General features: G+C 63.7%; 14 protein-coding genes. 5 read left to right on the top strand and 9 right to left on the bottom strand.

Translation table 11 applies throughout. The annotated features are described in order from the left end of the window. Positions 1-276: 276 nt before the first annotated feature. Both glpG and glpE read right to left on the bottom strand, forming a co-directional pair. A complete protein-coding gene (glpG, locus tag AB5Y89_RS11410; protein WP_029313427.1) occupies positions 277-1110 on the bottom strand; it encodes a rhomboid family intramembrane serine protease GlpG in 834 nt (277 codons plus the stop codon). Between the two features lie 29 nt (positions 1111-1139). Next, positions 1140-1463, bottom strand: coding sequence for a thiosulfate sulfurtransferase GlpE (glpE, locus tag AB5Y89_RS11405; protein ID WP_244812984.1), 324 nt, complete (start codon positions 1461-1463; stop codon positions 1140-1142). Between the two features lie 163 nt (positions 1464-1626). Between glpE and AB5Y89_RS11400 the strand changes: the two genes are divergently transcribed. Beyond that, on the top strand, positions 1627-2220 hold the full coding sequence (locus tag AB5Y89_RS11400; RefSeq protein WP_223924999.1) for a LysE family translocator: 594 nt from the start codon (positions 1627-1629) through the stop codon (positions 2218-2220). Here the strand turns inward: AB5Y89_RS11400 and AB5Y89_RS11395 are convergent. From AB5Y89_RS11395 to AB5Y89_RS11370, 6 genes are all read right to left on the bottom strand, one after another. After that, positions 2199-3044: an AraC family transcriptional regulator gene (locus AB5Y89_RS11395; RefSeq protein WP_134997275.1), complete on the bottom strand. Its 846-nt coding sequence runs from the start codon at positions 3042-3044 to the stop codon at positions 2199-2201. The genes AB5Y89_RS11400 and AB5Y89_RS11395 overlap by 22 nt on opposite strands. 82 nt (positions 3045-3126) lie before the next feature. Further along, the gene (locus AB5Y89_RS11390; protein WP_010672380.1) at positions 3127-3828 is read right to left on the bottom strand and encodes an ABC transporter ATP-binding protein; all 702 of its coding nucleotides are present in this window, start codon (positions 3826-3828) and stop codon (positions 3127-3129) included. A 10-nt stretch (positions 3829-3838) separates the two neighbouring features. Further along, complete coding sequence (gene livG, locus AB5Y89_RS11385) at positions 3839-4612, bottom strand: high-affinity branched-chain amino acid ABC transporter ATP-binding protein LivG (protein ID WP_010672381.1); 774 nt, start codon at positions 4610-4612, stop codon at positions 3839-3841. Next, entirely contained in the window at positions 4609-5877 is a 1269-nt protein-coding gene (locus tag AB5Y89_RS11380) for a high-affinity branched-chain amino acid ABC transporter permease LivM (protein WP_039041002.1), read from the bottom strand. Before AB5Y89_RS11380 ends, livG begins: the two co-directional genes overlap by 4 nt. Before the next feature lie 82 nt (positions 5878-5959). Next, positions 5960-6886 (bottom strand): high-affinity branched-chain amino acid ABC transporter permease LivH, encoded by a 927-nt coding sequence (gene livH / locus AB5Y89_RS11375; RefSeq protein WP_010672383.1) that lies wholly within the window; start codon positions 6884-6886, stop codon positions 5960-5962. Between the two features lie 66 nt (positions 6887-6952). Continuing rightward, the gene (locus tag AB5Y89_RS11370) at positions 6953-8074 is read right to left on the bottom strand and encodes a branched-chain amino acid ABC transporter substrate-binding protein (protein WP_039041003.1); all 1122 of its coding nucleotides are present in this window, start codon (positions 8072-8074) and stop codon (positions 6953-6955) included. A gap of 435 nt (positions 8075-8509) precedes the next feature. Between AB5Y89_RS11370 and AB5Y89_RS11365 the strand changes: the two genes are divergently transcribed. Beyond that, positions 8510-9514, top strand: a complete 1005-nt coding sequence (locus tag AB5Y89_RS11365) for a substrate-binding domain-containing protein (RefSeq protein WP_010672385.1) — start codon at positions 8510-8512, stop codon at positions 9512-9514. An 83-nt stretch (positions 9515-9597) separates the two neighbouring features. Here AB5Y89_RS11365 and norR read toward each other — a convergent pair whose 3' ends face one another. Further along, on the bottom strand, positions 9598-11124 hold the full coding sequence (gene norR / locus AB5Y89_RS11360; RefSeq protein ID WP_069784339.1) for a nitric oxide reductase transcriptional regulator NorR: 1527 nt from the start codon (positions 11122-11124) through the stop codon (positions 9598-9600). 170 nt (positions 11125-11294) lie between these two features. Here norR and norV point away from each other — a divergent pair, with 170 nt between their 5' ends. From norV to AB5Y89_RS11345, 3 genes are read left to right on the top strand one after another with little or no spacing between them, the layout of a single operon-like run. Next, a complete protein-coding gene (gene norV / locus AB5Y89_RS11355; protein ID WP_368223799.1) occupies positions 11295-12779 on the top strand; it encodes an anaerobic nitric oxide reductase flavorubredoxin in 1485 nt (494 codons plus the stop codon). After that, on the top strand, positions 12776-13942 hold the full coding sequence (gene norW, locus AB5Y89_RS11350; RefSeq protein ID WP_368223797.1) for an NADH:flavorubredoxin reductase NorW: 1167 nt from the start codon (positions 12776-12778) through the stop codon (positions 13940-13942). The genes norV and norW overlap by 4 nt, the downstream gene beginning before the upstream one ends. Positions 13943-13993: 51 nt before the next feature. Continuing rightward, a complete protein-coding gene (locus tag AB5Y89_RS11345; RefSeq protein WP_319918720.1) occupies positions 13994-14335 on the top strand; it encodes a DUF1971 domain-containing protein in 342 nt (113 codons plus the stop codon). Positions 14336-14403: the final 68 nt, after the last annotated feature.

The following is a 14403-nucleotide window of genomic DNA, read 5'->3' as shown; positions in this document are numbered from 1 at the left end:
ACGCCGCCCCTTGGGGCGGCGTTTTTTTTATGGCAAATCGGCTCAGGCTGGCCTGTGATGCCTGTCCAGCCAGCCTTGGGCAAGGCCGACCAGCAGACCCGCCAGGTGAGCCATGTTGGTGGTCGCTTTGGTTACCGAGCAGTTGCCGACAACCAGGCCTCACCCTGGCCGATGGCGCCTGTCCAGCCAGCCTTGGGCAAGGCCGATCAGCAGGCCCGCCAGGTGAGCCATGTTGGTGGTCGCTTTGGTTGCCGAGCCGTTGCCGGCAACCAGGCCTCACCCCGGCCTGTGGTGCCTGTCCAGCCAGCCTTGGGCAAGACCGACCAGCAGGCCGACCAAATGGGCCATGTTGGCGGTGGGGGTGCCGAGCATGTCCAGGAAGCCGAGCACCAGCCAGACCAGCATGAAGCCCATCAGGGCTGGCGGCATGGCAAGGCCGCAATCCGGTTGCAGCCTGGTTCGCAGCCAGCTGTAGCCGAGCAGGGCATAGACCACCCCGGAGAGGCCGCCAAAGCGCGGGCCGCTGACAAAGAACTCGGCGATATTGGGCAGGGCAGCCCCGACGATAAGCAGGATGAACAGCTTGCCGCTGCCGAGGCGCTGCTCGATCTGGCCACCGAGATACCACCACCACAACAGGTTGAACACCAGGTGCAGCACCGAGAAGTGGATGAAGGCCGGGGTGACGTAGCGCCAGGCCTGCCAATCGGTGAACTGGGCCAGGGTGGGATGGAAGGCGAGCTCGTCGAAGATGGGCAGGCCGATGGCATCCAGAGCGTAGATGGCCAGGCAGGCGATGATGACCACCAGGGTCAGGGGGCCCGCCTGGTGGAGGAAATCGGTGACCGGATCCGTCATCCCCTTGCTGTAGTCGATCCGGGCATCGGCATGGCCGGATTGCCAGGAGGCCTCCATGTAGCGGGGGTGATTGGGTTCGCTCAGGAAGCGTTTGACCTCCTGCTGGGCCTGGGCGAGGCGCCGTTCGTCCGCCAGCCAGACCGAGACGCCGAGCTCGGACTGGGTCAGCTCGCACGGAATGCCCAGGGTAGCGAGATAATCCACCAGCGCCTGGGCCATGCGGGCGTCGCCCAGCACCAGCAGCTGGATCATGCCGGTCGAGGAGGAACGACCCGCCTCTGTCATGCGTCCCCCGCCTGGATGGGGAACTCCTTGCGCCAGGCCTCGAAACCGCCATCTAGGCTATAGACCTCGTCATAGCCTTGTTGCAGCAGGTACTGGGCCGCCCCCTGGCTGCTGTTGCCGTGATAGCACATCACGATGACAGGGGTATCGAAGTCCACCTCGTTCATAAAGCGAACCAGGGTGCCGTTGGTAAGGTGGAAGGCGCCGACTGCGTGGGCCGTCTCGAAGGATTGGGGATCGCGAATGTCCACGAGACGGGCTTCGCCTGCGCTCAGCTTCTGGTGGGCATCATGGGCGCTGATATGGGCAAACTGGTCCATTGAGATGTCCTGAAAATGGAGGGTTGAAGGGCAGTTTACCGCAAGCGGCGGTTTGCGCTAAGTGTGCGATGGGGGCGGCATCCAGGGGATCGCAATTTTCTTCAATATCGGGCCGCCCGGGCCGGGTAGGCTCGGGCTTCCCTCAATTGAACGAGCATCATCCATGGAATTCAGTCTGCTGTTATCCATGGCCGGGTTTGCCCTGGCCATGTCCATCTCCCCGGGGCCGGTCAATCTGGTCGCTCTTGGCTCCGGCGCCCGGTACGGTTTCACGGCCAGCCTGCGCCACGTGGTGGGGGCCACCCTCGGCTTCATCCTGCTGCTCCTGCTGATGGGGCTGGGTCTTGGCGGCGCCCTGTCCCGCTGGCCTGTGGCGCTGGGGGCCATTCACTGGGGCGGCGTGCTCTTTCTCGGCTGGATGGCCTGGCAGTTGCTGGTGGACAGCGGCGAGGTGGAGGAAGTGGAGGGCGTGCCCCCCGCCTTCTGGTACGGGGCCTTGATGCAGTGGCTCAATCCCAAGGCCTGGCTCGCCGCCAGCATGGGGATGGGAGCCTATGGGATCGCGGGCGGCATGAGCCAGATCGCCCTCTTTACCGGCATCTATCTGGTGATCTGCCTCGGCTCCATCGCCTGCTGGGCCTATGCGGGCAGCCGATTGCAGGGGTGGCTGGTCTCTCCTCGCCGATTGCGCTGGTTCAACCGGGCCATGGCGCTCTTGCTGCTGCTCAGCGCCGCCTATCTGGTGCGCTCGTCCTGAGGGACGAGCTGCGCTCTGTACTGGCCCGGGGTGGCGGCCACCCGGCGTTTGAACTGGCGCTGGAAGTGGGCCTGATCGGCAAAACCGCTGGCAAGGGCCACTTCCGCCAGGGGCTGCCCCTGGCGCAGCAGGGTGCGGGCGTGGCGAATGCGCTGATCGAGCAGGTAGGCGTGGGGCGTCATGCCGTAGTGGCGGCTGAAGGCGCGCACGAAGTGGGAAGGGGTAAGCCCGGCCACCGCACTCAGCTGTGCCAGGGTGAGGGCGCAGGCACTCTCGTCCTGCATCAGCTCGGCGGCTCGCTGCAGGTGCCGGGGAGGGCGGTCATCCCACTTGGCCGGGGTGAGCCTGGCCAGAAGCTGGCGGCTGAAGAGGTGGCAGGCCACTTCGCGAGCCAGGGGATCCGGCTCCTCCACCAGTTGCCGATGAAGCCGGCAGAGCCCCTGGTAGAGCAGGGGATCCCGGCTTGCGGTCATGTCGAAGGGGCGAAACGCGTTGCCGAGCCCGGCCTCCTCCTGCTGGCGCTGCAACCAGAGGTTGTCGATGTAGAACATCAGATAGGACCAGGGCTGGTCAGCGACGGGATTGCAGGCGTGCACCTCTTCCGGGTTCATCAGCACCAGGCTGCCGCGGCCGACCTCTTGCAGGCTGCGCTGGTTGAGGTAGTGGCTGTGGCCGCCGGTGATGGCACCGATGGAGAAGTGGGGGTGGCTGTGCTTGTCATAGCAGACGCGCCGGCCATCCTGCACCGCCCGCGCCTCGATGAAGGGCAGGGCGGGATCGTGCCAGAAGTGGTGCTGATCCTGCGTCGCCCGCGCACGGCTCACAATGTGCTCCTCGGCGGGGGGCTGTTCCCCTGCCGGGCTCGGGGAGCGCGGCAGGGGAAGGGTGACGATGGTTGCTGCATCCTCAGCCGCCGAGATAGGCCTGGCGGACGGCGGGGTTGGCCAGCAGGGCCTCTCCCGTGTCTTGCAGCACCACCCGGCCGTTCTCCAGCACATAGCCGCGATCCGCCAGCTTGAGCGCCTGGTTCGCGTTCTGCTCCACCAGGAAGATGGTCATCCCCTTCTGGCGCAGTTGCTCTATGGTGTCGAAGATCTGCTGGATGACGATGGGCGCGAGTCCCAGGGAGGGTTCATCCAGCAGCAGCAGGCGCGGCTTGCTCATCAGGGCGCGGCCGATGGCCAGCATCTGCTGCTCGCCGCCGGACATGGTGCCTGCCCGCTGCTCCAGCCGCTCGTGCAGGCGGGGGAACAGGGTAAAAATCTGATCCAGCAGGCCGCGCTGCTCCGCCTTGTCGACGAAGAAGGCCCCCATCAGCAGGTTCTCCTCCACCGTGAGGCGGGCGAAGATGCGGCGCCCCTCCGGCACCACGGCGATGTCCTTGCGCATGATGCGGGCGGTGGTGAGAGAGTCTATCTGCTCCCCCTCGAACCAGATGGAACCGCTGCTGGGCTTGGGCTCGCCACACAGGGTCATCAGCAGAGTGGTCTTGCCGGCGCCGTTGGCGCCGATCAGGGTGACGATTTCCCCCTCTTTCACCTCGACGCTGACGTCGTGCAGCGCCTGAATTTTGCCGTAGTGGGTCGATACGTTGCGAAGTTCTAACATCTTTTTGTCCTTACGACTCGCCCAGATAGGCCTTGATCACCGCCGGATTGCTGCGGATTTCGTCCGGTTTGCCGTGGGCCAGCGGGGTGCCCTGGTTGACCACGAAGATGCGGTTGGAGATCTCCATCACCAGCTTCATGTCGTGCTCGATCAGCAACACCGAGACCCCGAACTCGTCCCTCAGGTTGGAGATGAGCTCGTTGAGCTCGTCGGTCTCCTTGGGGTTGAGGCCTGCGGCCGGTTCATCCAGCATCAGCAGCTCGGGCCGGGTCGCCATGCAGCGGGCGATCTCGAGGCGGCGCTGCTGGCCGTAAGCCAGGTTGCCCGCGGCGCGGTTGGCGAGATCCTTGAGGCCCACCTTTTCCAGCCAGAAGGCGGACTGCTCCAGCCCCTCTTTCTCGGCGCGGCGGAAGGAGGGGGTCTTGAACAGGCCGGCGATGAAGCCGGTATTGAGATGCCTGTGCTGGGCCACCAGCAGGTTTTCCACCGCCGTCATCTCCTTGAACAGGCGCACGTGCTGGAAAGTCCGCACTATGCCCTTGCGGGCGATGAGGTGGCCGGGCAACCCCTGGATCTCCTCACCCTTGTAGCGAATGACACCGCCACTCGGGCGATAGAAGCCGGTCAGGCAGTTGAAGATGGTGGTCTTGCCCGCCCCGTTGGGGCCGATGATGGAGATCACCTCCCCCTTTTCCACATCCAGCTTGACGCCGTTGACCGCGAGCAGGCCGCCAAAGCGCATCGACAGATCTGAGACATCCAACAATGGTTGATTGTTGCTCATTTACGCAGCTCCATATGGGGTCGACTCATGGGCAGCAGTCCCTGCGGCCGCCAGATCATCATGAATACCATCAAGAGACCGAACATCAGCATGCGATATTCGTTGAACTCGCGGGCGAGCTCCGGCAGCACCGTCATCACGATGGCCGCCAGCACCACCCCGATCTGGGATCCCATGCCCCCCAGCACCACAATCGCAAGAACGATGGCCGACTCGATGAAGACGAAGGATTCGGGGCTGATGAAGCCCTGGCGCGAGGCGAAGAAGCTGCCGGCAAAGCCCGCGAAGCAGGCGCCTATGGTGAAGGCGGTCAGCTTGATGATGGTGGGGTTGAGCCCCAGGGACTTGCAGGCGATCTCGTCTTCCCGCAGCGCCTCCCAGGCACGGCCGAGCGGCATGCGCAGCAGGCGGTTGATGACGAACAGGGTCGCCACTACCAGCACCAGGGCCATCAGGTAGAGGAAGATCACCTTGTGGTTGGCGTTGTAGGCGATGCCGAAGAAGTCGTGGAAGGTGCCAAAGCCCCCATCCTTGACGGTGCGGTTGAACTCGAGCCCCCCCAGGGTCGGTTTCGGAATGCCGGAGATCCCGTTCGGACCGCCGGTCAGGGTGGTCATGTTGTTGAGCAGGATGCGGATGATCTCGCCAAAGCCCAGGGTGACGATGGCCAGGTAGTCCCCCCGCAGCCGCAGCACCGGGAACCCGAGCAGGAAGCCGAAGGTGGCCGCCAGCAGACCTGCGATGGGCAGACACTCCCAGAAGCTCAGACCGAAGTAGGTGTTGAGCAGGGCGTAGCTGTAGGCGCCGACCGCATAGAAGCCGACATAGCCGAGGTCGAGCAGACCGGCGAGGCCCACCACCACGTTCAGTCCCAGCCCCAGCATGATGTAAATCAGGGTGAGGGTGGCCAGATCGATGGCGCCGCGAGAGGCCATGAAGGGCCAGCTCACCGCAAACAGCAGCACCAGCACGGCGGTGAGGTTATAGAGCTTGGGGGCCTCTTCGGGGCTTGGCAGCACCAGCTTGGTGAAGCCGACGGAGAAGCCGCTGATGGAGGCCTGGAACAGCCGGCTTATCTGGCCGCGCAGCATCTGGAACCAGAAAACGATGGTGGCGCCCCCCAGCAGCCAGGCCAGCGATACATCGAGGCGGCTCACCACCAGCAGGCGGGAGCCATCGGTCTCCAGCTTGAAGCCGAGCAGCCAGAAGGAGAGCACCAGCAGCACCAGGCTGGCGATGCAGGCATGGATAAATTGACGTTTCATCAGACTTTCTCCACTTCCGGACGGCCGAGAATGCCAGTGATGGTCATGAACAGCAGCACGAGGGCATGCATAGATTGGTTTTTCATACCTTCTCGACCTCCGGACGACCCAGGATGCCGGTGGGCATGAAGAGCAACACGAAGATGAGCAGGGCGAACGCCATCACATCCTTGTACTCGGTGCTGAGATAGCCCGCGGTGAGCGCTTCCACCACGCCGAGCAGCAGGCCGCCCAGTACGGCACCGGGAATGCTGCCGATGCCGCCCAATACCGCGGCGGTGAAGGCCTTCAAGCCCGCCATGAAGCCGAGATAGGGGTTGATGACACCGTAGTACATGCCGAGCAGCACCCCCGCGACGGCGGCCAGGGCGGCCCCCAGCACGAAGGTGATGGAGATGACCACGTGGGTGTCTATCCCTAACAGGTTGGCCATCTTGATGTCTTCGGAACAGGCTCGGCAGGCACGCCCCATGCGGGAGCGGCCGATGAACTGGGTCAACGCCAGCATGGTGACGAAGGTCACCACGAAGATGATGAGCTGCATGTAGGAGAGGCTGGCCTGGAAGCCATCCTCGCCGCCGAGGGTCCAGCCCCCGGAGATCAGAGTGGGCATGGCGATGTCACGCGAGCCCTGGGCCATCCGCATCATGTTCTGCAGGAAGATCGACATGCCGATGGCGGAGATGAGGGGGATCAGGCGGTTGCCGCCCCGCAGCGGACGATAAGCCACCCGCTCTATGGACCAGCCATAGCTGCCGGTGATGATGATGCTGACCAGGAAGGCGCCCCCCAGCAGCAGCACGGTGCTGTCGATGCCCATCATCATGAGCCCGGCCATCACCATGAAGGCGACATAGGAGCCGATCATGTAGACCTCGCCGTGGGCGAAGTTGATCATGCCGATGATGCCGTAGACCATGGTGTAGCCGATGGCGATCAACGCATAGGTGCTGCCTATGGTCAATCCGTTCAGCAACTGCTGAACCAGATAAAGAAGGTGTTCGGACATACCGCGTTCCCTGTGTACTTGCCCGCAAAGAAAGGAGGGGTGACTCATGTCACCCCGACCGGCAGATTATTTGAGTTGAGTGGAGGTACCGTCGGCGTGCCACTGGAACACACCGAATTCAAAGCCTTTCAGGTCACCGTTCGGTGCCCAGGTCAGGGGGCCCATCACGGTGTCGATCGGTGCGGCCTTGATGGCGGCAGCGACGGCAGCCGGATCATCCTCGCCCGCCTTGGCGATACCGGCCGCCAGGGCCTGCATGGCGGCATAGGTGGTCCAGACGAACGGACCGGAGGAGTCCTGACCCTTGGCCTTGAACGCTTCTACGATGGGGGCGTTGGCCGGCACCAGGTCATATTTGTTCGGCAGGGTCACCAGCAGGCCTTCGGAAGCCGGGCCGCCGATGGCGGAGATGTCCTTGTTGCCCACGCCTTCCGGACCCATGAACTTGGCCTTCAGACCCTTCTCGCCAGCCTGGCGCAGGATCAGACCCAGCTCGGGGTGGTAGCCGCCGTAGTAGACGAAGTCGACGTTCTCTTTTTGCAGCTTGGCGATCAGGGCGGAGAAGTCCTTGTCGCCGGCGGTGATGCCCTCATAGGCAACGACCTTGACGCCGGCCTTGTCCAGCGCGGCTTTCACGCTGGAGGCGATGCCTTCACCGTACTGTTTCTTGTCGTGGATGACGGCCACGCGCTGGGGTTTGACCTGCTCGATGATGTACTTGGCGGCGGTCGGGCCCTGGTCGCTGTCCAGACCGATGGTACGCAGGGTCAGCTGGTAACCGCGCTCGGTGATCTTGGGGTTGGTGGAGGCGGGGGTGACCATCAGGACCCCTTCATCTTCATAGATGTCGGAGGCGGGCAGGGTGTTGTCGGAGCAGAGGTGGCCGACCACGAACTTGACGCCGTCGTTGATCACCTTGTTGGCGATGGCCACGGCCTGTTTGGGATCGCAGGCATCGTCATAGATGACGGCTTCGATCTGCTTGCCCTTAATGCCGCCCGCCTTGTTGATCTGCTCGACCGCCATCTTGCCGCCGGTGAACTGCATGTCACCGTACTGGGCGACCGGGCCGGTCAGGGGGCCGGCAATGCCGATCTTGATGGTATCGGCCGCATTGGCCATGGAAACTGATCCAAACAGAGCCAAAGAAACCGCTGCTCTGACTGCCATTTTGCTGAAGTTATGCATTGATTCGTCCCTTAATCAGTGAATTGTTTCATTTTATGCACGTCATTCCGAGCCTGTGTCCCGCCAGCCCGGCGATAGATAAGGTTCTATCATTCCTCGCCGGGCAATAACAAGATGTTAAAGATACTAACCGGAGCAGGCGCGAGAGGGGTTTTGTGAAACTAACACGCAGTTTATTGCTGTTTACTGGATTTTAATGTCGTTAAGGTGGTGCAACATACAGATAACAAATTGTCATGGTGACAATTTCCAGAGTAAAAAACTGACGATATTTCATTCTGCGTCCGCTCTCATTTTGACCAAAATCCGTTTGCGCAAAAAGAAATGACCGCATAGATTAGCCAGCATTGATAATTCACTGGCAGCGCCCGTTAAAACCAAGCCTTTATTCGGGAAATCTGCTACTGTTCCGCCTTTGTTATTCAGGAGACAGAGATGGCAACTATCAAGGATGTCGCCTCGCGCGCAGGCGTATCCATCTCCACCGTCTCACATGTACTCAATCACACCCGTCGGGTCAGCGAAGACGCAACCCAGAAAGTGCTTGAGGCGGTGGCAGAGCTGAACTACGCGCCCAACTCGGTGGCGCGCAGTCTCAAGATCAATTCGACCAAGACCATTGGCATGCTGGTGACCACCAGTGCCAACCCCTTCTTCGCGGAAGTGGTACAGGGGGTGGAAGCCTACTGCTTCGAGCAGGGTTACAGCCTGATCCTGTGCAACACCGAGAACCAGCCGCCCCGCCAGCAGCACTATCTGCGCATGCTGATGGAGAAGCGGGTCGACGGTCTGCTGGTGCTGGGGACCGATATCGACACCCAGTTCAGGGACATGCTGCGTATCCACAAAAACGTGCCGCAGGTGGTGCTGGACTGGGGCAACGAGTGCGATTTCGCCAACGTGATCAACGACAACGCCCGCATCGGCGCGCGTCTGGCGGTGCGCCATCTGCTGGAGCAGGGCCACACCAACATCGTCTGCATCACCGGCCATCTCGCCAAGCCGACTACCCAGCAACGGCTGGACGGGGTGCGCGATGCCCTGGCTGAACAGGGGATGACCCTGAAAGAAGAGCAGATCTTCGAAGGGGACTACGAGAGCCAGAGCGGCTTCGATGCCATGCAGCGCATCCTGGCCCTCACCCCTCGCCCGACCGCGGTCTTTGCCTTCGATGATCCCATGGCCATCGGTGCCATCTGCGCCGCCTGGGAGGCCGGGGTCAAGGTGCCGGACGATATTTCCATGATCGGCTATGACGACGTGGAGATGGCGCGCTTCTCCAGCCCGCCGCTCACCACCATCCGCCACCCCAAGGCCGAGCTCGGCCTGCTGGCGGTGCAGCAACTGGTGAGCCGGATCCGCAACAAGGAGCTGGAAGTGGAGTCCATGACGGTGCAGCCCGAGCTCATCGTCCGCCGCTCGGTCAAGTCCCTGCGCTGACGGCGCCACGGGTGCCATGAACAAGAAACCCCCTCGCCAGCGAGGGGGTTTCTGTTTTTGGGCCCCTCTCGTATCTGGGGGCGTCAGGCCTTGAGACCGAGCCGCCTGGCGAGGCGGTGCAGGTTGCCGCCGTCCAGATCCAGCGCCCGGGCGCTGGCGGCCCAGTTGCCGTCATGGGCCGTCAGGGTCTGCTCGATGAGTTGGCGCTGGAACAGATCGGTGGCGGCGCGCAGGCCCAGGCCGGCAATGGCCGGAGAGGCGGGCTGGCTGACGGTGTCGGCGGGCAGGGATGAGCCCGTCGGTCCCAGGTTGAAGTGGTGGGGTTTCAGGGTCGGCGAGGGGCTGCCCTGTTCGGCCCTGGCCAGCACGGCGGCGCGGTGGATGGCGTGCTCCAGCTCGCGCACGTTGCCGGGCCAGTCGTGGCGCTCGAGCAGTTGCAGCGCCTGTGGCTGGATACGCAGCTGCTCCAGCCCCAGGCCGAGCCGGCAGCGCTCGCAAAAGTAACCGGCCAGCAGGGGAATGTCGCCCGGACGTTCCCGCAGTGCCGGGGCGTGGATCGGGAAGACGCTCAGCCGGTGGTAGAGGTCGGCCCGAAACTGCCCCTCGACCACCGCCTGCTTCAGATCCCGGTTGGTGGCCGCCAGGATGCGCACATTCACCTTGAGCGGGGTGTCGTCACCGATCCGCTGCAGATCGCCGTATTGCAGCACCCGCAGCAGCTTGGCCTGCAGCGCCAGGGAGAGCTCCCCTATCTCGTCGAGAAACAGAGTGCCCTTGTCCGCGAGCTCGAACTTGCCCGCCCGATTGTGGATGGCGCCGGTGAAGGCCCCCTTCACGTGGCCGAACAGCTCGCTCTCGGCCACGGATTCGGGCAGGGCGGCGCAGTTGAGGTAGACCAGGGGGGCATGGGCGCGGGGCGAGCCGCCATGCACCGCCTTGGCGATCAGCTCCTTGCCGACCCCGGTCTCCCCCAAAATCAGCACATTCAGCTCGGAGCTTGCCACCACGTCTATCTCGTGGCGCAACCGGGCCATGGCGGGGGAGCGGCCAATCATCTCGGGTTGGCCCGGCCCATTCTGGGTGGAGGGAGCGAGGGGTTCGCTGCTCTGGCGGGCGAGCCGCTCCAGCAGCAGGGCGTTGTCGAGGGCGGCGGCGGCCAGAGCCCCCACCAGCCGCAGCTCCTCGTCGCTGATGCCGTCGAACTGGGTCGGGTTCATGCCGTCTATGGTCAGGGCGCCGATCAGCGCCTGATCCGAGAAGAGCGGCAGGCCGACGCAGGCGTGTACCTTGAAGTCGTCGTGATCCGGCAGCAGGCCGTCATAGGGGTCGGGCAGGGCGCTGTCGGCAGGGAAGCGCACCACATCCCCGGCGCGGGCGATGGCCTCGAGGCGCGGGTGATCCTTGAGGGCGAAGCGGCGCCCCAGCACGTCCTGCATCAGGCCGTCGATGGCCAGCGGGATGAACTGGCCCCCCTCGTAGCGCAGCAGGGCCGAGGCATCCGAGTTCAGCAGGCTGCGCACGCTCTGGATCAGGCGGTGGAAGCGGTCCTGATGGGAGATGCCGAGTTGCAGGTCGAGGGCGATGCGCGCCAGGCTGTCGGTCGAGATCACGATAATTGTCCAAATGACAGTATGTTTGTGATTTTGACTATAAAGGTGTGGTGTCTTAATGACAACGAGTGATATGCGAAGCCATTAAAAACAATGGGTTACAATTTGGCACGTCCGCTGCAATAGCTGGTTCAGTTGAACATCCACTATTGCATTCGAGGAACTGCCTGATGAGCATTCACGTCAAGAACAACATCCACTGGGTCGGCCAACGGGACTGGGAGGTACGCGACTTCCACGGCACCGAGTACAAGACCCACAAGGGCACCAGCTACAACAGCTACCTCATCCGCGAAGGGAAAAACGTGCTGATCGACACCGTCGATCACAAGTTCAGCCGGGAGTTCGTGCAGAACCTGGCGGCCGAGATCGATCTCGCCGCCATCGACTACGTGGTGATCAACCACGCCGAGGAGGATCACGCCGGCGCCCTGACCGAGCTGATGGCCCGTATCCCCGGCACCCCCATCTACTGCACCCACAACGCCATCGACTCCATCACCGGCCATCATCACCACCCGGAGTGGAACTTCCACCCGGTCAAGACCGGTGACAGCCTGGACATCGGCAACGGCAAGCAGCTGGTGTTCATCGAGACCCCCATGCTGCACTGGCCCGACAGCATGATGACCTACATGACCGAGGACGCGGTGCTGTTCTCCAACGACGCCTTCGGCCAGCACTACTGCGACGAGCACCTGTTCAACGACGAGGTGGATCAGAGCGAGCTGATGGAGCAGTGCCAGCGCTACTACGCCAACATCCTCACCCCCTTCAGCCCCCTGGTGACCGCCAAGATCAAAGAGGTGCTGGGCTTCAACCTGCCAGTGAGCATGGTGGCCACCTCCCACGGCATCGTCTGGCGCGAGGACCCCACCCAGATCATCCTGAAATACCTGGAGTGGGCCGACCACTATCAGGAAGACCGCATCACCTTGTTCTACGACTCCATGTCCAACAACACCCGCATGATGGCCGACGCCATCGCCCAGGGCATCCACGAGGTGGACCCCGGCGTGGCGGTGAAGATCTACAACGTGGCCCGCCACGACAAGAACGAGATCCTGACCCAGGTGTTCCGCTCCAAGGGGATACTGGTGGGCTCCTCCACCATGAACAACGTCATGATGCCCAAGGTGGCGGGCATGCTCGAAGAGATCACCGGCCTGCGTTTTCGCAACAAGCGCGCCTCGGCCTTCGGCAGCTACGGCTGGACCGGCGGTGCGGTGGACCGGATCCAGACCCGATTGATGGACGCAGGTTTCGACATCAGCATCTCCCTCAAGGCCAAGTGGCGCCCGGATGGTTCGGCGCTGGCCGAATGCCGCGAGCATGGCCGCCAGCTCGCCCGTCAGTGGGCGCTGCATCCGCTGGATGCGCCCCGCCCGATCACCGCTACTCATGCGGCGGCGGTACCCGTTCCCGCGATGCCTGCTGTTGAGCCGCAAGCCGCAGCGGCCGCCGCCGAATGGGACGATGATCAGGCCATGCTCTGCACCGTCTGCCAGTGGGTCTATGACCCGGCGCTGGGCGAGCCGGATCAGCTGGTGGCGCCGGGCACCCCCTGGGCCCAGGTGCCGGACAGTTTCCTTTGCCCCGGCTGCGGCATCGGCAAGGAGGTATTTGAACCCTGCGCCGTGGAGGCCTGTGTATGAACGCAGCAACGCAGAGTGACGCCGGCATCAGCCGGGAGATAGTGGTGATCGGCAGCGGCTTCGCTGCCCAGCAGCTGGTCAAGAGCCTGCGCAAGCTGGATGCCGAGCAGCCCATCCGCCTCATCACCGCCGACAGCGGTGACGAGTACAACAAGCCCGACTTGAGCCACGTGGTGAGTCGGGGCTGCCCTGCCGCAGCCATGACTCGCCAGAGCGGCAGCGATTTTGCCGAGCAGCAGCGCATCGCGCTGCTGCCACACTGCCCGGTGCATGGCATCGACCCAGCAAGGCGGTTGGTGCTGACCGAGCAGGGGGAATTCCCCTACGGCCAGCTGGTGCTGGCCACAGGGGCGAGCGCGGCGCGCCCCGATCTGCCGGGCAGCGAACACCTGGTCACCCTCAACAGCCAGCAGGAGTATGCCGCCACCGAGGCGCAACTGCGCCAGGCCCACCGCATCCTGGTGCTGGGGGCCGGCCTCATCGGCTGTGAGCTGGCGATGGACATGGCGAGCGATGGCCGCGAGGTCACCCTGCTGGATCTGGCCGATAGCCCGCTCAGCGCCCTGTTGCCTGCTACCCTGACCCAGCAGCTGCAACAGGCCCTGCGCACCCAGGGGGTCAGTCTGCAGTTCGGGACGGGTCTCGCCAGGATGGATGCCCAGCCGGGGGATGGCTGGCGCGTCACCCTGACCGACGGGCGCGTCAGCGTGCAGGATCTGGTGATCGCCGCCATCGGCCTGAGGCCCAATCTGGGCCTGGCCCGTGGGGCCGGGCTGGCAGTGGAGCGCGGCATTCTGGTCGACGATCGGCTGCAGACCAGCGATCCCCATATCTTCGCGCTGGGGGATTGCGTGCAGTGGCAGGGCCAGCTGCTCCCCTTCCTGCAACCCATAGTGCTGGGGGCCAATGCGCTGGCGCGCACCCTGCTCGGGACGCCGACCCCGCTGACTTTGCCCCCCATGTTGGTGAAGGTGAAGACGCCGCGCTACCCGCTGCAACTGGCCGGTCGCACCCGGGGCGAGGATCTTGCCTGGCAGTGCCGCTGGAACAGCCACGGCATGGTGGCCGAGGCGCACGGCGAAGATGGCAAGCTGTGCGGCTTCGTGGTGGGTGGGGATCAGATGAGTGCCGCCTTCCCGCTGCTGCGCCAGCTGCCCCGTTAACCCCTTTCATTGCACCGGCCGGGTCGACCCGGCCACACGAGGAGAACCGATATGGCCATGCAACTGATCCCGTCTCACTGGGTGGTGCGTCGCTCCACCCCCTTCTTCACCCGCGAGAATGTGCCCCAGGCCCTGCTCACCCACCACAACACCGCGGCCGGGGTGTTCGGCCAGCTCTGCGTGATGGAGGGGACCGTCACCTATCACGGCTTTGCCAATGAGCAGGCCGAAGAGCCCGAGCTGAGCCTGGTGATCCGGGCCGGGGAGTTTGCCACCAGCCCACCCCGGTACTGGCACAGGGTCGAGCTGTCGGAGGATGCCCGCTTCAACATCCACTTCTGGGCCGAGCAGGCCGAATCCGACCAGCCGCTGTTCCACAGCCGCAAGGCATAGGCTCAATCGCGGGCAGGGGCACTGGCCCGAATCTCCCCCTGTGCCTATGCAGATCAAAATGATCAACT

Source organism: Aeromonas sp. s4, assembly GCF_040907855.1.
Classification (GTDB): domain Bacteria; phylum Pseudomonadota; class Gammaproteobacteria; order Enterobacterales; family Aeromonadaceae; genus Aeromonas; species Aeromonas caviae.
This window is presented reverse-complemented; position numbering and strand designations above follow the sequence as displayed.